Source organism: Rhodococcus wratislaviensis, assembly GCF_041228765.1.
In the GTDB taxonomy this organism is placed as follows: domain Bacteria; phylum Actinomycetota; class Actinomycetes; order Mycobacteriales; family Mycobacteriaceae; genus Rhodococcus_F; species Rhodococcus_F wratislaviensis.
In genome coordinates this window covers 246,155-270,288 of sequence record NZ_CP150488.1, presented here as the reverse complement: position 1 = coordinate 270,288, position 24,134 = coordinate 246,155, and the positions used below count along the sequence as shown (strand labels likewise).

23 protein-coding genes are annotated in these 24,134 nt (G+C 67.2%); 9 read left to right on the top strand and 14 right to left on the bottom strand.

The annotated features are described in order from the left end of the window. Positions 1 to 26: 26 nt before the first annotated feature. Complete coding sequence (locus WKC72_RS01190) at positions 27 to 842, bottom strand: class I SAM-dependent methyltransferase (protein WP_037228012.1); 816 nt, start codon at positions 840 to 842, stop codon at positions 27 to 29. Positions 843 to 963: 121 nt separating this feature from the next. On the opposite strand from WKC72_RS01190, the gene WKC72_RS01185 reads away from it, so the two are divergent. The 4 genes from WKC72_RS01185 to WKC72_RS01170 all read left to right on the top strand — a co-directional run bounded on the left by WKC72_RS01185 (position 964) and on the right by WKC72_RS01170 (position 7,770). Further along, positions 964 to 1,566 carry a TetR/AcrR family transcriptional regulator gene (locus WKC72_RS01185; protein WP_005253325.1) on the top strand — a complete coding sequence of 201 codons (603 nt, stop codon included), beginning with the start codon at positions 964 to 966 and terminating at the stop codon, positions 1,564 to 1,566. Between the two features lie 49 nt (positions 1,567 to 1,615). Further along, positions 1,616 to 3,967, top strand: coding sequence for an MMPL family transporter (locus WKC72_RS01180; protein WP_370181514.1), 2,352 nt, complete (start codon positions 1,616 to 1,618; stop codon positions 3,965 to 3,967). A gap of 117 nt (positions 3,968 to 4,084) precedes the next feature. After that, entirely contained in the window at positions 4,085 to 5,818 is a 1,734-nt protein-coding gene (locus WKC72_RS01175) for an ABC transporter ATP-binding protein (RefSeq protein ID WP_370181513.1), read from the top strand. Beyond that, positions 5,815 to 7,770: an ABC transporter ATP-binding protein gene (locus WKC72_RS01170; protein ID WP_370181512.1), complete on the top strand. Its 1,956-nt coding sequence runs from the start codon at positions 5,815 to 5,817 to the stop codon at positions 7,768 to 7,770. The genes WKC72_RS01175 and WKC72_RS01170 overlap by 4 nt, the downstream gene beginning before the upstream one ends. A gap of 42 nt (positions 7,771 to 7,812) precedes the next feature. On the opposite strand, the gene WKC72_RS01165 is transcribed toward WKC72_RS01170, so the two are convergent. Together WKC72_RS01165 and WKC72_RS01160 are read right to left on the bottom strand one after the other, a co-directional pair. After that, entirely contained in the window at positions 7,813 to 9,054 is a 1,242-nt protein-coding gene (locus tag WKC72_RS01165) for a hypothetical protein (protein ID WP_037239535.1), read from the bottom strand. Between the two features lie 5 nt (positions 9,055 to 9,059). Then, positions 9,060 to 10,943 (bottom strand): sulfatase-like hydrolase/transferase, encoded by a 1,884-nt coding sequence (locus WKC72_RS01160; RefSeq protein WP_268791954.1) that lies wholly within the window; start codon positions 10,941 to 10,943, stop codon positions 9,060 to 9,062. 106 nt (positions 10,944 to 11,049) lie between these two features. Here WKC72_RS01160 and tgt point away from each other — a divergent pair, with 106 nt between their 5' ends. Continuing rightward, complete coding sequence (gene tgt, locus WKC72_RS01155; protein WP_037239538.1) at positions 11,050 to 12,294, top strand: tRNA guanosine(34) transglycosylase Tgt; 1,245 nt, start codon at positions 11,050 to 11,052, stop codon at positions 12,292 to 12,294. Between the two features lie 45 nt (positions 12,295 to 12,339). On the opposite strand, the gene WKC72_RS01150 is transcribed toward tgt, so the two are convergent. The 3 genes from WKC72_RS01150 to WKC72_RS01140 form a co-directional block, all read right to left on the bottom strand. Beyond that, positions 12,340 to 13,068, bottom strand: a complete 729-nt coding sequence (locus WKC72_RS01150) for a queuosine precursor transporter (RefSeq protein ID WP_112301667.1) — start codon at positions 13,066 to 13,068, stop codon at positions 12,340 to 12,342. 118 nt (positions 13,069 to 13,186) lie between these two features. Then, positions 13,187 to 13,810: an RDD family protein gene (locus WKC72_RS01145; RefSeq protein WP_128640258.1), complete on the bottom strand. Its 624-nt coding sequence runs from the start codon at positions 13,808 to 13,810 to the stop codon at positions 13,187 to 13,189. 158 nt (positions 13,811 to 13,968) lie between these two features. Next, complete coding sequence (locus WKC72_RS01140; protein WP_112301669.1) at positions 13,969 to 14,637, bottom strand: hypothetical protein; 669 nt, start codon at positions 14,635 to 14,637, stop codon at positions 13,969 to 13,971. 528 nt (positions 14,638 to 15,165) lie between these two features. Between WKC72_RS01140 and WKC72_RS01135 the strand changes: the two genes are divergently transcribed. Further along, complete coding sequence (locus WKC72_RS01135; RefSeq protein WP_370184233.1) at positions 15,166 to 15,714, top strand: DUF4190 domain-containing protein; 549 nt, start codon at positions 15,166 to 15,168, stop codon at positions 15,712 to 15,714. On the opposite strand, the gene gluQRS is transcribed toward WKC72_RS01135, so the two are convergent. The 3 genes from gluQRS to WKC72_RS01120 all read right to left on the bottom strand — a co-directional run bounded on the left by gluQRS (position 15,683) and on the right by WKC72_RS01120 (position 17,917). After that, complete coding sequence (gluQRS, locus tag WKC72_RS01130; protein ID WP_037239554.1) at positions 15,683 to 16,639, bottom strand: tRNA glutamyl-Q(34) synthetase GluQRS; 957 nt, start codon at positions 16,637 to 16,639, stop codon at positions 15,683 to 15,685. The two genes, WKC72_RS01135 and gluQRS, sit on opposite strands and share 32 nt — an antisense overlap. Positions 16,640 to 16,650: 11 nt before the next feature. Then, a complete protein-coding gene (locus tag WKC72_RS01125) occupies positions 16,651 to 17,259 on the bottom strand; it encodes a TetR/AcrR family transcriptional regulator (protein WP_037239557.1) in 609 nt (202 codons plus the stop codon). A 79-nt stretch (positions 17,260 to 17,338) separates the two neighbouring features. Further along, complete coding sequence (locus tag WKC72_RS01120; RefSeq protein ID WP_128640256.1) at positions 17,339 to 17,917, bottom strand: dihydrofolate reductase family protein; 579 nt, start codon at positions 17,915 to 17,917, stop codon at positions 17,339 to 17,341. Positions 17,918 to 18,000: 83 nt separating this feature from the next. On the opposite strand from WKC72_RS01120, the gene WKC72_RS01115 reads away from it, so the two are divergent. Then, complete coding sequence (locus WKC72_RS01115; RefSeq protein WP_144284723.1) at positions 18,001 to 18,582, top strand: TetR/AcrR family transcriptional regulator; 582 nt, start codon at positions 18,001 to 18,003, stop codon at positions 18,580 to 18,582. Here WKC72_RS01115 and WKC72_RS01110 read toward each other — a convergent pair. After that, positions 18,566 to 19,234, bottom strand: coding sequence for a lysophospholipid acyltransferase family protein (locus WKC72_RS01110; RefSeq protein ID WP_370181511.1), 669 nt, complete (start codon positions 19,232 to 19,234; stop codon positions 18,566 to 18,568). The genes WKC72_RS01115 and WKC72_RS01110 overlap by 17 nt on opposite strands. Positions 19,235 to 19,288: 54 nt before the next feature. Between WKC72_RS01110 and WKC72_RS01105 the strand changes: the two genes are divergently transcribed. Beyond that, on the top strand, positions 19,289 to 19,876 hold the full coding sequence (locus WKC72_RS01105) for a TetR/AcrR family transcriptional regulator (protein ID WP_112301672.1): 588 nt from the start codon (positions 19,289 to 19,291) through the stop codon (positions 19,874 to 19,876). Here the strand turns inward: WKC72_RS01105 and WKC72_RS01100 are convergent. The 3 genes from WKC72_RS01100 to WKC72_RS01090 are packed head-to-tail and all read right to left on the bottom strand — an operon-like array spanning position 19,860 to position 22,803. Beyond that, positions 19,860 to 21,398, bottom strand: coding sequence for a metallophosphoesterase (locus WKC72_RS01100; protein WP_370181510.1), 1,539 nt, complete (start codon positions 21,396 to 21,398; stop codon positions 19,860 to 19,862). The genes WKC72_RS01105 and WKC72_RS01100 overlap by 17 nt on opposite strands. Positions 21,399 to 21,436: 38 nt before the next feature. Next, a complete protein-coding gene (locus tag WKC72_RS01095; protein ID WP_037239580.1) occupies positions 21,437 to 21,997 on the bottom strand; it encodes a TIGR03086 family metal-binding protein in 561 nt (186 codons plus the stop codon). Further along, the gene (locus WKC72_RS01090) at positions 21,994 to 22,803 is read right to left on the bottom strand and encodes a DUF6597 domain-containing transcriptional factor (RefSeq protein WP_370181509.1); all 810 of its coding nucleotides are present in this window, start codon (positions 22,801 to 22,803) and stop codon (positions 21,994 to 21,996) included. The genes WKC72_RS01095 and WKC72_RS01090 overlap by 4 nt, the downstream gene beginning before the upstream one ends. A 155-nt stretch (positions 22,804 to 22,958) precedes the next feature. Here WKC72_RS01090 and WKC72_RS01085 point away from each other — a divergent pair, with 155 nt between their 5' ends. After that, positions 22,959 to 23,474 carry a lipoprotein gene (locus WKC72_RS01085; RefSeq protein ID WP_037239586.1) on the top strand — a complete coding sequence of 172 codons (516 nt, stop codon included), beginning with the start codon at positions 22,959 to 22,961 and terminating at the stop codon, positions 23,472 to 23,474. Here WKC72_RS01085 and WKC72_RS01080 read toward each other — a convergent pair. Further along, on the bottom strand, positions 23,449 to 24,132 hold the full coding sequence (locus WKC72_RS01080) for a YoaK family protein (protein WP_370181508.1): 684 nt from the start codon (positions 24,130 to 24,132) through the stop codon (positions 23,449 to 23,451). The two genes, WKC72_RS01085 and WKC72_RS01080, sit on opposite strands and share 26 nt — an antisense overlap. Positions 24,133 to 24,134: the final 2 nt, after the last annotated feature.

Here is a 24,134-nt window from a genome sequence, read left to right as displayed (position 1 = left end):
GGTTTCCGAATGTCGGAAGGGTTTCGTCAGGGCTGGCGGACGAGGTAGGCGAACATCGTCACCGACATGTGGAAGTCGCCGCGGCGGGCGGCGGCGTTCAACTGGTCCAGCAGTTCGGCGCTCTGCACGTCGGTGATCGCACCCTCGGCGATCGCCGCGGCGGTCATCATCTGGACGAGTGGGCCGGTCACGTCGCCCGGATCCTGGATCAACGCCTCCGTGCCGATGTCCTCGACGACGAGCCCGGCGGAGGTGAGCTGCCCCGGGAGCAGCCGTCCGGAGTGCGGGTTCGCGGTGTGCGAGAGCATCACGTCCATGATCTTCTGCAGGACCAGGGGATCGCCGGGGTGCATGATCGCCGTGCCCCAGTCGCTGTCGACGATCACGCCGCGCCCGCCCGGCCGCAGAACGCGGGCCACTTCCGCCGCCGCGCGGTCCGGTTCGCTCAGGTGCTGGAACACCCGCTCGCACCGCACGACGTCGAGGCGGTCGTCGGGGAACGGCAGCGAGTAGGCGTCGCCGATCACGAACTGCGCGGTCGAGCCCTCCTCCTCGGTCCGCTCCCGGGCGAGGAGGGCCATGCCGGGATTGGGATCGAGTCCGATCGCGCGGCCCGACGGGGTGACCGCGGCGGCGAGGGCACGCGTCTCCGACCCGGTGCCCGAGCCGATGTCGAGGGCGCTCTCACCCGGCTGCACCTGCAGGGCCGCAAGCGACCACTCGCGCAGTCGCCGGATTCCCGGGCGCGCGGCCTGCAGGTCGAGGACGGCGGCGAGTTGGTCCAGGGCGGCGCGGTCGATCTCGTCCGCCCGGAACGACAGCGGCGCCGTCGGATCGGACATGTTTCCACCGTAACGCCGTGGTGACTCCCGACACAGTGCCGCGCGGACTGTGGGCAAGAACATAAAAGTTGCACGGTCACGCAAATTTGCAGAGCTCTGCAAGTTCTGTACCGTCGGAGTAGTGATTTCGGAAATCGGACTGCGGGACCGCAAGAAGGCCGCCACGCGCGCAGCCCTCAGCGGCGCCGCCGCACGCCTGGCCCGCGCGCTGGGCATCGAATGCGTCACCGCCGACGCCATCGCGTCCGAGGCGGGAGTCTCGACTCGGACGTTCCACAACTACTTCTCCAGCAAGGAGGAGGCGGTACTCGCGCACTTCGAGCAGTCCGTCCACGACTGGGTCGACCTGCTCCGCGCCCGTCCCGAGGACGAGCCGATCTGGGATTCCCTCGAGCACGTGGTGGTCCAGATCGTCACCGATCCGGCGAAACCGCTCGAAGAGACCGCGGTGATGATGGAACTCGTCGAGACCAGCCCCGCGCTGCTCGCGAAGAAACTCGAAGTGCACCTGCGCGTCACCCGTCTGGTCGGTGAGGTGATCGCCGAACGCACGGGCACGAACATCGACACCGACCTCTACCCCAACCTGCTGCACCTGGCGGTCGGATCGGCGTGCAAGGCGTCGCTCGACCTGTGGATGAGCGGCAAGTCCGGTGCCAGCGGGCCCGAAGAACTGGTCCGCGACGCCATGCGTCAACTCCGTCAGGGAATCCCGCAGCCGTAGCCGGCTGCCCGAATCAATCTTCGTTCCACCGACTCAGAAGGAGTCTCTCGTGGCCACCTATCTCTATCGGATCGGCAGATTCGCCTACCGGCGAAAAGGCGCGGTCCTCAGCGTCTGGTTGGTGATCCTGGTCCTCATGGGCGTCGGCGCGGCAACGCTGTCGGGGCCCACGAAGGACTCGTTCTCCATCCCGGGCACCCCCGCGCAGCAGGCGCAGGACCTGATGGCCGAACGGTTCCCCGAGGCCGCGGGCAGCGACCCGATGAACGCCGTCAGCGCGCGCTATGTGTTCGCCGCACCCGAGGGGCAGACCCTCGAGAGCGAGCAGAGTCAGCAGGCGATGGACGCGGTGCTCGCCAAGGTGCGCGGCATCGAACAGGTCCAGGACGCCGCCAAGGTCGATCCCGCCACCGCCTCGGGCGCCGACGCCGCGAAGGCGCTGGTCAACCCCGTCACCGCGAACGAGCAGCTCGTCGAGATGGCGAAGTCGTCCGCGGCCGACAAGGGAATCAGTGAAGACGCCGCCGTCGCGAACGCGCAGGCGCTGTCCCCGCTCAACGCCGACAAGACCGTCGGCTACGTCGAGGTGCCGTTCAAGGGCGGCATGGGCGACGTCGACCAGGCTCTGCGCGACCACATCTCGGCCGCAGCCGACGCCGGCCGCAACGCCGGACTGACCGTCGAGATCAGCGGTTCGGCCGCCAACGAAGCCGAACCGCCCGGCGGCGCCACCGAACTCGTCGGTATCGGCGTGGCCGCTGTCGTGCTCGCGCTGACGTTCGGTTCTCTGGTCGCCGCGGGTCTGCCGTTGATCACCGCGATCATCGGCATCATGATCGGCAGCCTCGGGATCACCGTCGCCACCGGCTTCACCGACCTCAGCTCGATGACACCCACGCTGGCCATCATGATCGGCCTGGCCGTCGCCATCGACTACTCGCTGTTCATCGTGTCGCGGTTCCGGCACGAACTCTCCCTCACGGACGACCGCTCGGAAGCGGCCGGACGTGCCGTCGGCACCGCCGGTTCCGCCGTGGTGTTCGCCGGTCTCACGGTGATCATCGCCCTGATCGCGCTGCGCGTCGTCGGGATCCCGTTCCTCTCCGACATGGGTGCGGCCGCCGCGTTCACGGTGTTCATCGCCGTCTCGATTGCGTTGACGCTCCTGCCCGCGATCCTCGGGCTGTTCGGGAAGAAGGCGTTCGCAGGCAAGATCCCGTTCCTCAGCAGTCGTGACCTCGAGGACGACGAGGGCAAGCCGAGCCTCGCCCTGCGATACATCAGCGCCGTGGTCCGCAGGCCCGCGATTCCGCTGATCGCCGGAGTCGTGGTGCTCGGGGCGCTCGCCATCCCCGCGACCGGACTGAGCCTGGCCCTGCCCAGTGAGGGCACCGGCGACCCCGCCACCAGCTCGCGGCAGGCCTACGACCTCGTGAGCGAAGGCTTCGGCCCCGGCAAGAACGGTCCGCTGCTCGTCGTCGTCGACGCCAAGGACGTCACCACCGGCACGCCCTCGGAGGCGTTCGGTGAGGTCGTGAAGACCATCACCGCACAGGACGACGTGTCCAACGCTCAGGTCGTCGGCGTGAACAAGGCCGGTGACACCGCGCAGATCCTGGTGACGCCGAGCAGTGCCCCCAGCGATCCGGCGACGATGGATCTGGTGAACAACATCCGCGGTGCGGAGACAGATCTGCACGACTCGATCGGCGTCAACTACGGCGTCACCGGGCAGACCGCGCTCGAAGGCGACGTGTCCGAGACGCTCCAGGACGCGCTGATCCCGTACCTCGCGGTGGTCGTGGGCCTCGCGTTCCTCCTGCTGCTCCTGGTGTTCCGTTCGGTGCTCGTGCCGCTGACCGCCACGCTCGGCTTCCTCCTCAGCGTCGCGGCCACGTTCGGTGCCACGGTCGCCGTGTTCCAGGAGGGCTGGGGCGGCATCATCTCCAACCCGCAGCCGATCGTCAGCTTCATGCCGATCTTCCTCATCGGCGTCGTGTTCGGTCTCGCGATGGACTACCAGGTGTTCCTGGTGACCCGGATGCGGGAGGAGTACGTCCACGGCGCGACCGCGAAGCAGGCCGTCACCGTCGGCTTCAACCACGGTGCCCGGGTGGTCAGCGCCGCCGCGGTCATCATGATCTCGGTGTTCGCGGCCTTCATCGCCGAGCCGAACTCGTTCATCAAGTCGATCGGCTTCGCCCTGGCGGCGGCCGTGTTCTTCGACGCCTTCGTCGTGCGCATGGTGATCATCCCGTCCGTGATGGCACTGCTCGGCGACAAGGCGTGGTGGCTGCCGAAGTGGCTGGACAAGATCCTGCCCAACGTCGACATCGAAGGCGAGAAGCTGAAGAAGGTCCTGCACGACGCGGACAGGCGCTTCGCGCCCGTGAGTGGTTGACGAGTCTCTGGACTCGTCAACCACTCACGGGGCCGCAGGCCCCGAAAATCTGCGGGCCTGCGGTCGTTTCTGTTGGTAACCTTCGGACATAATGATGACCCGCCAGGATCGCTGCCCATGTTGAATGCCCTGCTCACCACGTACCTCCGCCCGTACAAGCGGGAGCTCACGGCGGTCGTCCTGTTCCAGCTCGTCGCGACCGCGGCAGCCCTGTACCTGCCCAGCCTGAACGCCGATCTCATCGACAACGGCGTCACCAAGGGCGACACCGCGTACATCCTGTCCACGGGCGTCATGATGCTGCTCGTCACCGTCGTGCAGATCATCTGCTCGATCGGTTCGGTGTTCTTCGGCGCCCGTGCCGCAATGGGTTTCGGGCGCGACGTGCGCCGCGCCGTGATGCATCAGGTCGGAAGCTTCTCGTCCCGCGAATTCGGCCGTTTCGGCGCGCCGTCCCTGATCACCCGCAACACGAACGACGTGCAGCAGGTGCAGATGCTCGTCGTGATGAGCTGCACGATCCTGGTGATGGCGCCGATCATGTGCGTCGGCGGTGTCGTGATGTCGATCCGGGAGGACGCCGGGCTCGCCTGGATCCTGGCGGTCACCGTGCCGGTACTCGCGCTGTCCATGGGTTTCGTGATTTCGCGGATGGTGCCCGCGTTCCGGGAGATGCAGACCCGCATCGACGGGGTGAACCGGGTGCTGCGTGAGCAGATCACCGGTATCCGGGTGGTGCGGGCGTTCGTCCGCGAGCGCTCCGAGATGCAGCGGTTCGGCGACGCGAACGAGCAGCTCACCCAGACCGCCCTGCGGGTCGGCAGGCTGACCGCGGTGATGTTCCCCCTCGTGATGGTCATCGCGAACATCACCAGCGTCGCCGTCATCTGGTTCGGCGGTCACGAGATCAACAGCGGCACCATGCAGGTCGGCTCGCTGACCGCGATGCTCAGCTACATCATGCAGATCCTGATGTCGGTGATGATGGCGTCGTTCATCGCGATGATGGCGCCCCGCGCCACCGTCTGCGCCGAACGGATCGGCGAGGTGCTCGACACGGATTCCACCGTCGTGCCGCCGGTCGATGCGGTCACCGTGCTGGAAAGCCCCGGTGTGGTGGAACTGCGCGACGCCCAGTTCAAGTTCCCCGGCGCCGACGAACCCGTGTTGCGCGACATCAGCTTCCGCGCCGAACCGGGCAAGACCACGGCGATCATCGGCGGCACGGGTTCGGGTAAGACGACGCTGCTGTCGCTGATCCCACGCCTCATCGACGCCACGTCGGGTGCGGTCACCGTGTCCGACACGGATGTGCGTCGCATCGACTTGGACATTCTGCGGTCCGGCATCGGACTCGTTCCACAGCGGCCGTACCTGTTCTCCGGCACCGTCGCCACCAACCTCCGGTACGGCAAACCCGACGCCACCGACGAGGAACTGTGGCGGGCGCTGGAGATCGCGCAGGCCGCCGATTTCGTCCGCGCCATGCCCGAGGGTCTCGACACCCCGATCGCGCAGGGCGGCACGACCGTCTCCGGCGGTCAGCGGCAGCGGCTCGCCATCGCGCGGGCACTCGTCCGTCGTCCGTCGATCTACCTGTTCGACGACTCCTTCTCGGCCCTCGACCTCACCACCGACGCGCGGCTGCGTGCGGCGCTCAAACCCGAGACGTCGGACGCGTGTGTCATCGTCGTCGCCCAACGCGTCTCGACGATCGTGGAGGCCGAACAGATCGTGGTCCTCGAGGACGGCGCCGTCGTCGGAATCGGCACGCACGACCAACTGCTCGAGACGTGTCCGTGTTACGTCGAGATCGTGGAATCCCAACGATCGGTCCAGGAAGCACTATGAGCGATCGCGCAACCACCACCACCACCGAAAGGCCCGCCGGCCCGCGTATACCGGGACCGGTCGCTCCGGGTGCCCCGGGGTCCAAGCCGAACGACCTGTGGCCGTCCACCAAGCGGCTGCTGCGGCGGCTGCGTCCCCACCGGATCGCCGTCGGCGTCGTGCTCCTGGTCGCTGCCGTGTCGGTGGTGCTCACCTCGATCGCGCCGCGCATGCTCGGTCAGGGCACGAACCTGATCTTCGACGGCATCATCGGCGCGCAGTTGCCCGCCGGGATGTCGAAGGACCAGGCCGTCGCCGCGCTGCGGGCCGACGGTCAGAACACGTTCGCCGACATGGTGTCCGGCATGGCCGTCGTACCCGGTGTCGGTATCGACTTCAGCGCGCTCGGCCGGGTGCTGGCGATCGTGCTGGCCCTGTACCTGGGGTCGTCGGTGTTCATGTGGCTGTCGGGTTTCCTGCTGAACATCATCGTGCAGGGCGTCGTGAAGAATCTGCGCGCCGAGGTCGAACGGAAGATCCACCGACTTCCGCTGCGCTACTTCGACTCCCACTCCCGCGGCGACCTGCTCAGCCGCGTCACCAACGACATCGACAACGTCTCCCAGTCGCTGCAGCAGACGATGAGTCAGCTGATCGTGTCGGCGATGACGGTGATCGGCATCCTCGTGATGATGATCGTCATCTCCCCGCTGCTCGCGTTGATCGCGGTGCTGACGGTGCCGCTGTCGATCCTGGTGACCGCGCAGATCGCGAAGCGGTCCAAGACCCACTTCGTGTCGCAGTGGAAGTCGACCGGAGCGCTCAACTCTCACGTGGAAGAGGCGTACACGGGCCACGAACTGGTCACCGTGTTCGGCCGCAGCCGTGAGGTGGAGGCCCGCTTCGAGGAGCAGAACGAAGCGCTCTACCAGGCCAGCTACCGGGCCCAGTTCATCTCGGGCCTGATCATGCCGGCGATCATGTTCCTCGGAAACCTCAACTTCGTGGCCATCGCCGTGCTCGGCGGCATGCGCGTGGCGTCCGGCACGATGAGCCTCGGCGACGTGCAGGCATTCATCCAGTACTCGCGCCAGTTCACCCAGCCCCTCACCCAGATCGGGGCCATGGTCAACCTCATGCAGTCGGGTGTCGCGTCCGCCGAGCGGGTCTTCGCCATCCTCGACGAGGACGAAGAGCAGCCCGACCTCACCGAAGCTCCGACGCCGGCCGAACCACTGGGCCGGGTGGAGTTCTCGGACGTGTCGTTCAGCTACTCGCCGGAGAAGCCGCTGATCGAGAACCTGTCGCTGGTGGCGGAACCCGGTCAGATGGTCGCCATCGTCGGACCCACCGGGGCCGGCAAGACCACACTCGTCAACCTGATCCTGCGGTTCTACGAACTGGACGGCGGCAAGATCCTCCTCGACGGCGTCGACATCGCCGAGATGTCGCGCGACGACCTGCGGTCCCGCATCGGCATGGTGCTGCAGGACGCGTGGCTGTTCGGCGGCACCATCCGCGACAACATCGCGTACGGACGTCCCGACGCCACGGAGGAGGAGATCCAGGCGGCCGCCCGGATCAGCTACGTCGACCGGTTCGTCCACTCGCTGCCCGACGGTTACGACACCGTCATCGACGAAGAGGGCAGCAACATCAGCGCGGGTGAGAAGCAGCTGATCACCATCGCCCGCGCGTTCATCTCGCAGCCGTCCATCCTGATCCTCGACGAGGCGACCAGTTCCGTCGACACCCGCACCGAGCTGCTGGTGCAGCACGCGACGGCGGTTCTGCGCAGTGATCGCACGAGTTTCGTGATCGCGCACCGCTTGTCGACCATCCGCGACGCCGACCTCATCGTCGTCATGGAGGACGGCCGCATCGTCGAGCAGGGCAGCCACGACGACCTGCTCCTCACCCGCGGAGCGTACTACCGCCTCTACAACAGCCAGTTCGTCGGCGCCGATGTCTGACGACTTGTGAGTACTTATCAACCCCCCGCGGTTGACAAGTACTCACAGGCAGGCGGCGGCGCCTCCGGATTCGAAGGTGGCGGTGTCGCAGTAGGCGGAGCGCGGATAGTACGGACCCATCGTGGTGGCGGGGTCGGTGTGATTGCTCTGCGAGGCCTGCACCGACTGTGGGTAGAAGGCGTCGGACGGCAGCATGTACCGCAGGAACAGCACCTTCTTCGCGACGTCGGTGGAACCCCAGGGGATGACGGTGACGGTCGGGTCGGATGCGGCGCGAGCGGGGACGTCCTGCGGTGCGGCGACGACGTAGGTGTAGTTGCCGTCGCCGTCGGTGCGGGTTTGGAAGTCGGCGGCGCATGCGACGACCGGATAGGGCGTCACCTGATCGTTCTGGCACATCGACCAGTACCGCACCTGGCGGCCGGGTGCCGTGACGGGTTGGCCGGCACGGGTGTCGGGGAACGTCGGCGCCCGGCCCTGCACGACGACGATGCGTCCGGGCTGATACGTCAGCCCCGCCCCGACATACTTGTTGTCGCCGTTGGGAAACAGGCCCGACGTGCTCGCGGGGTTCACGAACGTCGCCTCGGGCACGTTGCCGGGGAACGCGCCGGACGCGGCGCCGGCGATGACCTGATCGAATCCGGCCTCCGCGACCTGCCCGAGTGGGCCGTCGTCGTAGGCGGAGGGATCGAATGCGGATCCGCAGGTCGGCACGGGCGACGTGCGGCCCCCGGATGTCAGCGTCACGTCGGGAAGGGGAACGCCGCCCGTGGGCGATGCCGGGTCGTCGGGCACGTACACCCGGATGATGAGGAATCCGACGGGTACCGACTGCGCGTTCGCACCGGTGGGCAGGGCCTGAATCTGGTTGCGCGAGTGATCGGCCGGACCGGTCACGACCGTCGCGTGCCAGCGCTTCTGCGCGGAGGGCAGGGAGCCGGCGGCAGCGTCGGCGAACGGGTTTCCGCTGCCGGGGTCGGGTCCGATCTGGTTGTCGCGCAACGTGTCGACGGTGTCGAAGTTCGTCCCGTACGTGTTGAGCGAGAAGTAGCGGGCGGCCGGATATGTGCCGCTCAGTTCGATGGTGTCGCCCGGCCCCAGCGCGTAGGGCAGAACCCAGTACGTCGCGTTGGCGTCGGGGAAGGCGACGTCGAGCACGGTCGAGTCGGACATGAACTGCCACGCGCACTGCGTCGTCGGGGCGGGCTGCGCGTACGCGAGGGATGCTCCGCCGGACCACAGCAGCAGAACCAGCACGGCGGCAACGACTTTCCCGGCCATGGCCGTCAGAACACCTCCCCGAACGCGGTCAGCTTGTCGATGCCCTCGCGGTCGATCTCGCCGGGTGTGTACCGGTTGATCAGCTGGATGTAGGCGAGGTACCGGGCCATCGCGTCGGCACCCTGCTGGGCGAACGCCGGGGGGAGCGGCGCGGCGAGCTGAGTCGGCAGGTACTGGGTCATCAGCTGGGCGGCCATGGCCGGACCGCGCGGGTCGTGATCGAAGGTGTTGTCGAGTTCCGCCCGACCGCGTTCGGTGGCGTAGTCGTAGAACTCGTACTGGAACGACGCCGGGTCGACGTAGGCGGTGGGCCCCAACCACTTCGAGTACACCGCGACCTTCGCCTCCGGGGTGCGCAGCACGTAGATGTGGGTGGGGGAGTTGTTCCAGTTGACCCCCTGCGGTGCGTGCTCGTTGGTGGCGAGGACGACGTGGTCGCGCCCGGCCGCGGCGTTGCTCCGCAGCAGCGGCACGAGGTCGACGCGTTCGGCGTACGTCGCGAACAGGTCCCCGGCCATCCAGTTCCGGTCGCCGTGCCCGAGCGTCGCGAGCAGCGGCACCACGTCGACGCTCGATGTGAGCTGCCCGCGCGGGGTGTCGGTGTCTCCGGTGAATCGCCCGGTCGGGTCGGCGACGATCAGCGGGATGTGGAAGGCCTCGTCGTAGGCGGTGGACAGTTTGCCGGCGACGAAGCCGTGCGCCCCGGCGTATTCGCCGTGATCGGACGTCATGATGAAGACGGTGTTCGCCGCGACGTCTTCCGGCAGCGAGTTGATCACCGTGCCGATGTGGTGATCGACCATCGACAGCACGTTGGTGTAACTGTCCAGGGCCCGCTCCCAGTACGTGTACGGCGCGAACGCGATGTGACGGTCGGGATCGGTGCCCTGACCGTAGGGCTGGAGGTAATAGTTCGACAGATTCTGGATGTCGTCGGTGACGCCGCCCCACACGAGGGCCTGGAATTCCCGCGCGAACACCTGGGTGCTCGGTTTCGACTGCAGTGCCTTCTCGGGTTCCCAGTTGGGCGGCACGGACGGATAACCCAGCCGCGGAGGGTCGCCCTCGCCGGTGGTCACCGACCAGGCCCGGGCGGGACTGAGCGGGGGAACGTTGTTCGCGTACAGCGACTGATACCGTTCCGCTTCCGTTCCGGCCCAGAAGAACTGCTGGTCGTGGGGATTGACGAAGCTCGCCGTGAGGCAGAACGGGCCGTCGCCGGGTTTACGTGTCGACAACCACGCCGCGGCCTGGTCGGCGATGTGCCCGTCGAATTCGAATCCCTCACCGTTCAATCCGATGATGTCGGGCATGGTCAGTCCGTCGAACCCGTACTCCTCGAGATAGCCGGGGGCGAGTCCCGAGTCCTCGTCGGGGGACGGCGACAGATGCCACTTGCCGACGTACGGCGTGACGTAGCCCGCCTGCCGCAGCAGCTTGCCGTACGTCGGAAAGTCCCTGCCCATCGCGGGCGACGGGACAGGGGAGGCTCGATTACCGGTCCGCGTCTGCAGCATCCAGTTCTGCAATGGATACAGCCCGGTGACGAAACACGCACGGCCGGGGCTGCAGGCCACCCCGGCCGTGTAGTGCTGCGTGAACTTCACCCCGGGCGCCCACAGCGTGTAGAGGTTGGGCATGAACCGCTGCAGGAACTGGTCGGCAGTGGTGATTCCGGCCGGAAAGACCTGGGGAAACCGCATCTCGTCGACGACGATGAACACGATGTTGGGCTGCACGTAATTGCTGGGCTGACGCCGCAGCGGCTTCTCCGACGCGTCCGCTCGACGATCGAACAGGCCCGACATCACGGTCACCCCGCCCGCCGCTGCCGCACCCGAGAGAAACGTTCGCCTGTCGATCCGATGGCCGGCCTTCTCGTCGCTCATGGCGGTTCCTCCGGTCGAAGGGATGGGATCGTCTCACTCTCTGTACCCACTTTCGAACGAAGTAGTGATGTGTCGCCGGAAATGTCGCCCGTGATTGGATACACCGGTGAATGCTGTAGTCCCGACCCCGCCCGATCCGTTCTTCACCGTCGGCACCCGACTCGACGGGCAGCTGGGCCGAACCGGAACCATTCACACCCCGCACGGCGACATCGCGACGCCGTCGTTCGTCGCCGTCGGCACCAAGGCCACCGTCAAGGCGGTGCTGCCGGAGAGCATGAAGGAGCTGGGCGCGCAGTCGCTGCTCGCCAACGCGTACCACCTGTACCTGCAGCCCGGGCCGGACATCGTCGACGAGGCCGGCGGTCTGGGCAAGTTCATGAACTGGGACGGCCCGACGTTCACCGACAGCGGCGGATTCCAGGTCATGTCGTTGGGCGTGGGGTTCAAGAAGGTCCTCGCGATGGAAGCCGTCGGGGTGCGTTCCGACGACGTCATCGCGAAGGGCAAGGAACGCCTCGCGACCGTCGACGACGACGGCGTCACGTTCAAATCGCACCTGGACGGGTCGCGGCACCGGTTCACGCCCGAGGTGTCGATGCAAATCCAGCACCAGCTCGGCGCCGACATCATGTTCGCGTTCGACGAGCTCACGACGCTGCTGAACACCCGCGGGTACCAGGAGCAGTCGGTGGAGCGGACGCAGGCGTGGGCGGTGCGCTGCATCGCCGAGCACGAGAAGCTCACCGCGGAGCGTTCGCATCGCCCGTACCAGGCGCTGTTCGGGGTCGTGCAGGGCGCGCAGTACGAGGACCTGCGGAGGCAGGCGTGCCGAGGGCTCGAGTCGATCACGGGGGAGAGTGGCCGCGGCTTCGACGGGTACGGCATCGGCGGGGCACTCGAGAAGCAGAACCTGGGCACCATCGTCCGCTGGTGCAACGAGGAGCTTCCCGAGCACAAGCCGCGGCACATGCTCGGCATCAGCGAGCCGGACGACTTCTTCGTGGCCATCGAGAACGGCGCCGACACGTTCGACTGCGTGAACCCGTCTCGGGTCGCGCGCAACGCCGCGATCTACCACCCGGACGGCCGGTTCAACATCAACACCAGCCGCTTCCGTCGTGATTTCACGCCCATCGACGAGAACTGCGATTGCTACACCTGCGCGAACTACACCAGCGCCTACATTCACCATTTGTTCAAGGCGAAGGAAATGCTGGCGTCCACGTTGTGCACCATCCACAACGAACGCTTCACCGTCCGGTTGGTCGATCAGATCCGCGCCAGCATCGAAGGCGGCTACTTCGGCGAGTTCAAAGCCGACACTCTGGGCCGCTTCTACCGCACGTGAGTGGGAAAGCGTCCTCGGGCACGCATCCCCACTCACGTGGGCGGGTCAGAGCTGGTAGGTGGGTTCGCGCTTCTTCACGTAGGCGATGACGCGGTACGTGATCGGCATGACCAGCACCTCCACGAGGGTCTTCCACAGGAAGCCGACGATCACGTAGTTGACGAAATCGCTCCACGTGCTGATGCCGATCGCGCCTGCGGCGATGGAGCAGAAGATCAGGGTGTCGGCGAACTCACCGACGATGGTGGAACCGATCAGCCGCGCCCACAGGTGCTTCTCCTTGGTGCGCTCCTTGATCAGGACCAGTGTCACCGAGTTCAGCATCTGCCCGACGAGGTACCCGGCCAGCCCGGCGAGCAGCAGTCGCGGGTAGACGCCGACGACGGACCGCAGCGCTTCCTGGTTCTCGTAGAAGTCGGCGGACGGCAGTTCGATGAGGAGCCAGAAGCAGAACGCGGCCAGGATCAGGGCGCCGAAGCCCAGGTAGATCGCGCGACGCGTCGACTTGAACCCGTACACCTCGCTGAGCACGTCGCCGAGAATGTAGGCCAGCGGGAACAGGAAGAAGCCGCCGTCGGTGATGATCGGCAGGATCTGCAGCGGCCCGACGGTCAGCGACGAATCGGCGAAGAATGCGACGCCCTTCGTCGCGCAGATATTCGAGATCAGCAGCGTCGCGGTGAAGAGGGCGACGAACGTGGGGTAGTACCCCCGGCTGACGTGCGCGAACGTCGCGTGGTCGTCTGGTTTGGTCTGCTGGTCTGAGGCTGTCACGCCGCAATCCAAGCACCTGCACGGGGAAGGGCGCGAATCAGGAACGGGTGAACGTACCTTTTGTCCGATCTGACGCGACGAAAGGTACGTTCACCCGCACGATAGGAAGTGGCTCGGACTAGCCCTGGACGACCCGCGTGCCGCCGGCCAGTTCGTCGTGCTTGCCCTGCTTGGTGGGGCTGCCGTTGATGGTCACGCCGATGACGACGGCGGCGACGACGCCGAGCAGTCCGAACAGGAACCCGAGGAACGGAAACCCGCCGAGCGCGGAGAGGACGTAAAAGCCGTTCCTGGTCAGCGACTGTTGCTGGGTGGGGCGTCCGCCGTTCGGACCCTCGACGCGCAGGCCAAGAATCTGCTTGCCCAGGGTCTGCCCCCTCGTCGTCTCGAGGAACACGAAGTAGCCGACGGCGGCGGCCGCGGTGAGGATCGCGCCGAGGACGCTGCCCAGGAAATTGCCCAGCACCAGCGCGAGAACGGTGCTGACCACAGCCATCGGGATGCCGACGATCAAGCCGTCGATCACCCGTGCGCCCAGGCGGGGAAGAAGTTCACCGGGGCGGGACGGGTCGAACCCGAAGTCCGGCTGGGCGAACGGCTGGGTGCCGAACGGCTGCGCCGAATCGAACTGCGGCGGTGCGCCGAACTGCTGTCCGTACTGCTGCTGCCCCGCCCCGTTGTGGTGCGGTTGCCCGCCGAACGGCTGTTGTCCCTGGCCTGGATCGAATCCACCGGTAGTCATGTGTTCCCCCTCGAATCTCGAGTCCTGAATGTCTCGGATGACGCCTGAGCACCTTACGCAAGGGGTGGGAGTGACTCGAGTGACGGGAGTAGCAAAACGGGTGAGCGTCCTTTCCGTCCCGAGGGACGGAAAGGACGCTCACCCGTGGGAGCGAGCAGTCAGGCCGCGACGTAACGGCCGGTGAGCACGCGGTACGCGTAGGTCGACGCGATGATCGTGATCGGGATCGAGACGAGAAGTCCGACGCCGCAGAGGATTGCACCGACGATGTTGATGCCGACGAGAGCGAGGGCCAGCAGCAGCACCGGGCCGACGTTCTGCGAGATCACGCGGAAACTCGACTTGATGCCGGTGATTGCGTCCTCGTTCTGATCGATGACGAACTGCAGCGTCCACCAGGTCAGGAAGATGACGATGAGGCCGGGGATGATGAGCAGGACGAAACCGATGGTGGCGGCCACACCGATGATCACGCTGGCGATGATGATCGCCGCGACGTTGGTGAACTGGAAGAACGAACCGAACGCCGGCTTGTTCCCGTCCACCTCGTGCAGTGCGCCCCGCACGAGAGCCGCATTGATCAGATAGCCGACGATGGTCGTGACGATCGTGCCGATGATGCGCCACACCGAGAACGCCGCGCTCATGTCGGACGACGTGCTGAAGCCGCCGAAGACGAGGTTCAGCACCACCTGGATGATGGCAGCGATCAGCAGGATGCCGATCCAGATGAGCGCGTTGTCCTTGAACTTGTTCCAGCCGTAGCCGATCGCGTCGCCCACGGAGAACTGCCCCGGCGTCTGCCCGGGCGTGCCGTAATCCGACATCGGAGGGGGCGGCGGATATCCGCCGGGCGGCGGTCCCTGCGGCGGCGGGTAATTGCCCTGCGGCGGCGGGTAATTTCCGCCGGGCGGCGGCGGGTAATTACCGGGGGGCGGTGGATAGTTTCCGCCGGGCGGAGGCGGGTAGTTTCCGCCGGGCGGCGGTGGCGGATATCCGCCGGGCGGCGGTCCCTGCGGCGGCGGCGGGTAATTCCCCGGGGGCGGCGGATAACCACCGGGTGGCGGTGGAGGATTGCCCTGCGGGGGGTATCCGCCCTGGTCACCACCTTCAGGTTTGTCGTTAGGGTCGTGTCCACCAGTCGTCATGTGATCCCCTCAGCAAGAGTTGAATGCTCGCGCGTGACAGTGCGAATAAACACTACGTGGACAATCCTTTACTCGCCTCCCTTTGGTCTGCTTCTTCTCCTGCGGTTTTGATGCTTTACGCTGGTTATCGTGACTAATTCTGGGGGATCGGACGATTCGAATCCGTACAACGGGCAAACACCACCCACTTACGGTGAGGTTCCCGGCTTGCCGCGCGACGGATACGGGGTCGACGAATCCGGTTATCCCACCTATTCGGCGCCCACCGAGAAGTACCCCGACTATCAGCAGCCGGGCGCGTACGGGACTTCTCCGAATCCGTATGCCGCGCCCAATCAGAATCAGTACGGCGGCGACCAGTACGGGGCTCCGAACCAGCAGTACGGGACGCCGAACCCGTATGCCGCCCCGAATCAGTACAGCGCCCCCAACCAGTACGGGGCTTCGGGCCAATACGGGGGTCCCGCCCCGCAGTACGGCCCACCGAACCCGTACGGCGCGCCCTACCAGCGGCCGCTGGGGACGAACGGTCTCGCGATCGCGTCGCTGATCACGTCGATCGTCGGCGGATGCTTCTACGGCCTCGGCTCCATCGTCGGCATCATCCTCGGCATCATTGCGCTGGGCCAGATCAAGCAGTCCGGGCAGGAGGGCCGGGGACTCGCGATCGCCGGAATCGCCATCGGCGGTGCCTACGTCGTCGGCTGGATCCTGTTCTTCCTGATCATGGTGATTGCGGCGGCGTCGGGAGCCTGACCACCCACGGTTCGCGGTGCAGGCGGGCGGGGTCGAACCGGTCGAGGAGTGTCCCGAGATCCACGACCTCACCCGGTTCCGCGAGCCGGAGTGACGTCGCCAGCACCCCGAGGACGTCGCTCGGGGTGCGTCCCAACGCTTTCTGGTCGGCGAGGGTGACGGCGCCGTCGCGTTTCGCGAGCCGGTTGCCGTCCTCGTTGAGCGCGAGGGCCACGTGCGCGTAGGTGGGGGCGGTCAAACCGAGCAGCCCCGCGAGGTAGGCCTGGCGGGGCGCGGACGAGAGCAGGTCGTCGCCGCGCACCACCTGATCGATTCCCTGGGCGGCGTCGTCGACGACCACCGCGAGGTTGTAGGCGGGTGTTCCGTCGCCGCGCCGCAGCACGAGATCGTCCACCATGCCGGAATAACTGCCGTGCAGGATGTCGTCGATGGTGAACGACGTGACGCCTGCGCGCAGACGCAGCGCGGGTGGTCGTCCGCCGGCGAGCCGGTCTGCGCGTTCGTCCGGTGTCAGGTTGCGGCAGGTCCCCGGGTACGCGCCCTGCGGCGCGTGCGGCGCCGACGCGGCTTTCAGGATTTCTCTTCTCGTGCAGAAGCACTCGTACGTGAGGCCGGCGGCGTGGAGTTCGGCAATGGCGGCGTCGTACCGCGACAGTCGGTGCGACTGCGACACGACGTCGCCGTCCCAGTCGAGGCCGAGTTCCGCGAGGTCGGCCAGTTGCCGGTCCCGGGCGCCCTCGCGGACGCGGTCGAGGTCTTCGACGCGCAGGAGGAACTTCCGGCCGGTGGACCGGGCGAACAGCCACGCCAGCACGGCGGTCCGCAGGTTGCCGAGGTGCAGGTCGCCGGACGGGCTGGGCGCGAACCGTCCCGCGCCCTCCGCCCGAGGTGACAGCGGTTCACTCTGACGAGACGGGTGTGACATCGGCCGAGGGGTCAGCTGGCGAGTTCGATCGACGATGACACGACGTCGGCACCCTGCAGAATCATGCCGATCTGGGTGTCGAGGGCGTGCTCGAGGTACTCGGGCGGGTACAGCGCCGGACTGCCGATCGCATCGAGGGCGAGGCCGTCGACGGTGGCGAGGAGAAGCGCCGCACGGGTTTCCGCCTCCGGGGTGCCGATCCCGATGAGCACGGCGGACAGTCCGGTGCGGATGGTGAACAGGGTCTTGCGCCGGATCTCGGCGAGCGACGGGGAGGTGGCGGCCCGGACGGCGAATGCCGCCATGACATGCGCCTCTCGCGACCGCGCCTCGTCGAGCGGCAGCAACTGGGACATCGCGGCGAACAGGGCCCGGGCGGGATCGCCGCCGCGCTCGACCTCCGACAGTCGGGTGAGCAGTGTGTCGACGAGGGTTCGCAGGGCGAACGCGAACATCTCGTCCTTCGTGGAGAAGTGGTGCTGCACGGCTCCGATGGACACACCCGCCCTCTTGGCGACCTCGCGCACGCTGGCGCCCTCGAGACCCGACTCGGCCGCGACGTCGAACAGGGCTGCGGCCAGGCGTTCGGGGCTGGTGGACGAGTATCGGCGTTCGCGCATGCCTCGAACATTACTGACGTATTGAATCAATACACGCGTCAGGTGCCCGTGTTGCCGCGAGTGGCGGGTGTGACTTCGGTTATCGGCGGACGTACGTCAGGAAGATCATCCCGCTCTCGAAGGCGCGGCTCGCCGCCAGCCGGAACCGCTGAGGGCCGAATTCGCCGTCGAACAGCGGAATGCCGGTGCCGATCGCGACGGGGTTGAGCTTGATCCGGAGCTCGTCGATCTCGGGTTGCACCGCGGCGGCGAGCTTGCCGCCGCCGCACAGCCAGATGTCCTTGCCGTCCTCCCGCTTGAGTTCGCGCACCTTCTCGATCGGATCGCCCGAGACGATCTCGACGTCCGGGTCGGGCGACTCGGTGATCGTGGTCGAGAAGACGTACTGCCGCAGATGCGCGTACGGGCTGGTCACGCCGAGGTCGAGGCCGGGCTGATAACTGGCACGGCCCATGAGCAGTGTGTCGAAATGTTTGTTGGGGGCATCGATTCCCAGCGGTGCCCGCATGTGGGTGGGGACCGTCTCGGGGTACTCGGCGATCATCACGGGCATGTGATCGCCCTCGATCTCGAAGATGGTGCCGGTGGGGTCCGAGCCGTCGGCGCCGGCGATGAATCCGTCGATGGTGGCGGCGGCGTAGTAGACGAGCTTTCGCATGTGAGTCCTCCCATGGTCGGTAACTACTCCATTTGTAGTACTATGACTGCAGTGGTTGCAAGTCCTTTTGTCGAGGAGTGTCGATGGCGCAGAATCCGGAACGACGTGCGGCTCTCGTGAACGCCGCGATCGAAGTGCTTGCGCGCGAGGGTGCGCGCGGCCTCACCTTCCGCGCCGTCGACGTCGAGGCGAACGTCCCCAAGGGGACCGCGTCCAACTACTTCGCCAGCCGCGATGACCTGTTCGATCAGGTCGGTAAGCGGATTCACGAACGCATGGGCCCCGACCCCTCGGTGATCGAAGAAAGCGGGCGCAAGCCGCAGAATCTCGCGCTCGCCATCGAGTACATGCAGGGCCTGTTCGGCAGGATCACCCGCGACCGCACCGGCTATCTCGCGTTGCAGGAATTGCGACTCGAAGCGGTCCGGCGTCCCGAGCTGCGGACCACGCTGACGCGCACGATCTCCGAGAACCTGGAGCGCGACATCGGGTTCCATCTCGACTCGGGACTGCCCGGTGATCGCAGCACCGTGCTGATGCTCTACCTCGCGATGAATGCGCTCATCGTCGAGCACCTGACGTTGCCCGGTGTGCTCGAGGGGATCGACACGGAGCGGCTCGTCGCCGATCTCGTGACACGTGCCGTCGCTACGCCGGACGCCTGAGCGCGTAGTCGTCCACGTACTCCTGGCCCGACAGCGTCATGAGGGCGTGCATCAACTCGTCCGTCGCGGCCCGGACGACGTGCCGGTTGTCGCGTAGCTCGGAGAATCGGGAGAAGTCGAGCGGTTCGCCGACGGTCACCGTCACCTTGCCCAACCGCCACATCCTCGATCCGACGGGGTTGACCTGCCGGGTGCCGTGCATGGCGACGGGCACGACCGGGGCGCCCGTCGCGAGCGCGACCCGGGCGATTCCGGTCTTGCCCTTGTGGAGTCGGCCGTCGGGCGACCGGGTGCCCTCGGGGTAGATTCCCCAGACCTTGCCGTCGTCCAGGATCTTCCGGGCGGTGTTCAGTGCGGATTCGGCCGCGGAGGCCCCGGATCGGTCGATCGGCACCTGACCGGCAGCGGTGAAGAACCAGCGTTTCGCCCGGCCCTTCGCGCCGCTCTCGGTGAAGTACTCGCTCTTCGCCACGAACGTGATGCGCCTGCGCACCATCAGGACGAGGAAGAACGAGTCGACGACGGTGAGGTGATTGCTCGCCAGGATCACCGGACCCGACGCCGGGATGTGGTGTGCACCGTCGATCGTGGGGCGCCCGAAGATGCGCAGCACCGGTCCGATCAGCAGGTATTTGAAGACCCAGTACCACACGGTGAACTCCTCACTCGGGTGCCGAAGCGTGCGTAGACATTGTCTACTCCGCCCATGATAGACACTGTCTACATGAATGGAGAAGTGCAACCCCTGCGGGTGCGGCTGCTCGACAGTGGCCGCGAATTGCTGGACCAGGGCGGCATCGACGCCGTAGGGCTGCGCGCCGTCGCCCGGCACGCGGGTGTCTCGCACGGCGCGCCGCGGCGGTACTTTCCCACCCACAAGGCGCTGCTCGCGGCGATCGCCGCATCGGGATTCGCCGAGCTGTCCGAAGAACTCCGGTCGGCGATCGCGTCCGAGACGGACCCCCACGCGCGGTTGCGGCGGACGGCACGGCAGTACCTCTCCTTCGCCGACACCCACCGCACCCTGTTCGAGTTGATGTTCCGGCACGACCTGCTCGAGGGGTCGGGAGAAGACCTGCGGCAACACTCGAAACCCCTGTTCGAGACGGTCGTCGCACTCGTCGCGGACGCCGGCGCCGAGGACCCGCACGTGGTCGCGTTGAACCTGTGGACCCAGCTGCACGGCGTGGCGACCCTCCGCGCCACCCGCAGCATCGAGGTGATCGTCGGCGACTTCGACGTGGAAAGTTTCGTCGCGCAGCTGATCGACCTACATCTCAGGGCGCGGGCATGACGGCGCGCGGCAGATCCGCCCGCAATTCCACATCGGTGACGAAGTCACCGTCACCGGGCTGATAGCGACGCTGCGGATCGAAGTCCTCCACCCGGAAGCTGTCCAGCGTGGGGGAGTGCGTCGTGACGGCGAGCGTTCCGCCGTCGAGATCGAACTGCAGGAGTCGCTGGAACCCGGTCTCCCGGCGGCTGTCCACCGTGAAGTACTGGTAGTCGGCGAGCAACTCCACGACCTTCCGGTCCGTGTCGCCCACCTTCCGGTCGGTGACCGTCGTCTGCCCGTCGACATGTCCCGCGAGCACCAGGAACACCGTGTCGAACGGAACGACGAGCCGGTTCCAGATCTGCTGTCCCGCACTGCTACCGATGTCGCCGAACCCGCTCATCCGCAGCGAGCCGTCCTCGTCCAGGTAGTAGTGACTGCCGATCACCACGTTGCGGTCCGGGTGCTCGGCGAGCACGCCCTCGGCCCACTGCAGCACGTGTTCGGGCGGGTTGTAGCCGATGTAGAGCATCAGGAATTTCGCGCCGGCGATGTCGAGCAGGTCGTAGTGTGCCGAATTGTCCGTGTCCGTGACGGATTCGCCCCAGTACGGCCGGTCGCGGTACCGCCACGGCCCGAAGAACTCGTTGTAGAGCGCGTGATTCTTCTCGTGCTCGCCGGGAATGAGCCGCCCGCCGACGTTCCACAGGTTGTCGTGGTTGCCGGGCAGGACACCGTAGGGAATGCCGGCCTCTTCGAGCGTCGCCATCGCCTTGTCCGCCACCTCGAACTCGGGCCGGGCGCGGGACTCGGGCGCTCCCGGACGAATCCAACTCTGGACGAGATCTCCGGTGTGCATGGAATAGGCGATCTTGCGTTCGGCGGCGTTCTCGGCCGTCCAGCGGGTCATGTCGAAGTACACCTCCGGCCGGTCCCGCGACACGTACTGGGTGTCGCTGATGTGCTGCAGCGCGAAGTCGTACGCGTTCGAGTCGGCGAACTGCTGATCGGCCATCGCGTTGGCCTCGCGGAAACTCCGGTCCCGTCGCGGACCGTCGATGACGAGGATCTCCGCGGAGTCCTCACCCTCGATCCGAGTGGTCAGGGTGACCGGACCGCCCGGTTCGGACGGCTGCGCCGTCGCGACCGGCTCACCCCAGCTCTGCTCCTCCTCGTCCCACACGTGCATCGCGAGGTCGTTGAGATTCACCGAACGCCCGTGCCAGGTCACGTCCGTGCCTGCGGAGTCCGGACCGAACCGGACCTCGTACCGCATGTACGGGTACTCGTCGAAGCGGTGGCTGGTGGCCGGCATACCGTCCGACTCCTCACCCGGAACCCGCTGAGAGGGAGCCTTCTCGCCGGTGGTCCCGGCGAACATGACCGCGGATGCGAGGGGCGCCGAGGTGACGAGGCCACGCGCCGGCAGACCGGACGCGCCCAAGGTTTCGGGATCGGCCACCGCGACCACGTCACCGCCGAGCAGCGCCGCGGCCAGTGACACCGCCGTCAGCGCGGCAATCCTGCCCGGCACGCTCATGACCCGAGGTTACAAGCGCGACCGGGCGGGCGCTCGGGTCAGGCCTTGCGGCCGAGGAAGGCCAGGACCCTGGTCTGCTCGTCGGCGTCCGCGGGGACGTCCACGGCGGGGCCGCACACCCCGGCGGTGCGGATGTTGTCGCCCAGCCCCTCGGCGACGCCGCCGACCCAGGTCAGGTCGTCGGCGGGGATGGTCTCGTCGAGGCCGGTGGCCCGGGCCAGGTCCCAGCCGTGGATCACCAGGTCGAAGCAGTAGAAGCTGTCGACCGTCTTACCGAGGTCGGTGCGGCCGAAGTGTCCGTCGTACTCGCGGCTCACGAGAGCCGGATCGTCCAGGATCGCCTGCATGCCGTCGCGTGTGGCCGCCCAGGCGGCAACCGGGTCTTCGTCGACGGACGGCGGCTCCGGCAGTTCCAGGTCGACGACGGTGACGATATAGCGCTGCGTGTCGATCACGTGCCGCACGACGTCGCGGGCCGTCCAGCCGTCACACGGGGACGCGTCGTCCCAGCGGTCGGCGGGCACGGATTCGACGCGCTTCGTGAACTTCGCGGCGAGGTCGCGGTAATGGGCTGCGGGGGTTTCGGTTGTCGAGGTCATGCTGCCGATTCTTCTCCCGTTCGGCGCCCGAGGGCTTGAACATTTCCGACATCGACGACGGATTCCGCCCCGTGCCAGTCGGGGGCCTCACTGGCGAGGAGGCCGGACGTGGTGAGCGAGGAGATCCGGCGGCATTCCCGCGACAGATGCGCCTGGTCGCTGTAGCCGGCGGTGGCGGCGAGTTCGGCGAGTCCGGTCCGCGTCCCCGACTGCGCCAGCGCCATGAACCGTTGCAGCCGCAGGATTCCGCGGAGGGTCGCGGGCCCGTATCCGAACGCGTCGTTGCATCGCCGCTGCAGTTGCCGCTCGGTGACCGAGGCGGCGTCGGCGAGCGCGCCCACGTTCCACGAGTGCCGGGCGAGGGCCTGCCGGACGGCGCCGATCAGCGGGTCGGCCTCCGGTCCGCGGGTTCGCCACGCGCGCACGGCGTTCTCGAACAGGGCGATTCGTTCCGCGTCGCCGGGCGCATTGTCGAGCCGGTCGGTCAGTTTCCGTTCCCACGTGGACCCGAGCACGTCCCCGAGACCGACCCGGATGTTGCGGATCTCGGCCGCCGACGTCCCGAGCAGATGCGAGGCGGCGCCGGGACGGAAACGGACGCCGACGGACTCGGTGCCCGGCGGCAGCGCGAAAGACCACGCCGTGGTTTCGGGACCGCACACGCGGATTCCCACACCCCGGATCCACAGGATGTCCATGCACGCGTCCGGCACCAGCAGGTGCTCGCCCTGCGTGCGCGCGGTCCACCCGCACACCAGGGTGTCGGCGAGGTCGGGCGACGGTGAGGTCGGCGAGTACCAGCCCATGCACAGGAGCCTAATCACGGATACCGACACGTGCGGGCCGGTCACATCGCCCGAAGTGCCCGCACCGGCACGCAACTCGAGGTGAACTGTATGCACGGGTCCGCAGAGGTTCCCCGAAGGCCCGCCACTTCGCCGTCACAGAGAACGAGGACTCCATGAGACGAACATGGGCGCTGGCCGCGATCGCCGCCGTCAGCCTGACATTCTCGAGTTGCGCCTACGACAGCACCGATTCCGGCGACACGGGCGGCAACGCCCCGGTATCGCCGACGCCGACGTCTCCGCCCGCCGCACCCGGAACACCCATCCTGAAGATGGGACCGACGACGCTCGGCGAGGTGATGGTCGACGACGGTGGCATGACTGTCTACGTGTACGACAACGACGAGGTCGGCTCCGGCGCCAGTTCGTGCCGGGACACGTGCCTGCAGTCGTGGCCGCCGGTCACCTCCGTCACGGAGAACCCGACGGTTCAGGGGTTGCAGGAAGTCGTCATCGACACCATCCCGGCGCCGGACGGCACCCATCAGCTCACCGTGAACGGCCGCCCCGTGTACCGCTACAAGGACGACAACGAACCCGGTGACGCATTCGGGCAGGCGGTCGGCAGCGTGTGGTGGACCCTCGACTCCGCCGGCAACCCGGTCACGACAACTGCGGGCGGCGAGTAGCCCGGTCGATCCCCAGGTGGACGGTGACGGTCAGCGCTGTCGACAGCACGGCAGCGAACCACAGGGCGTCCAGCCCGATCCAGTGGTGCGCGAGAGCGCCCGTCACCGCTCCCACCACCAGGCCGGCCCACAACGCGAAGTGTCGTAGCCACGCCCACCGCGGCCCGCCGAACAGTGCCCCGGCCAGCCGATGTCCCATCTTCACGAGCGCGCCCGTCATGTAGGTGAGACCGATGGTCACCTCACCGTCGCGCTGGAAGAAGGAGTTCTCGGCGCCCATCGCGAGCAGCATCGCGGCGACGGCCACGGTGCTCGCCCCGAGAGTCGCGGCCACCGCGCCGACGATCAGCAGTCCCGACACGACTGCGAGCACCGTCGTCCGGATGGGCAGGCGCCGACGATCGGACAGGTGCACGACCACGGCGCCCAGGGCGCAGCCGAGGACGAACATGCCGATCACCGCGGCAGCAGTCGCCGCGTGCGCCCACGCGGCGTCCGCGAACCCGACACTGAACCGGGTGAGGTTGCCGCTCATGAACGCGACGAAGAACCCGCCGAGCGTGATGAATCCCAGGGCGTCGACGTAACCGGCCAGCGTGGACAGCACCACCGCCAGCGCGAGCATCCGCCTGCTGTCGTCGATCGGCACACCCCACATCA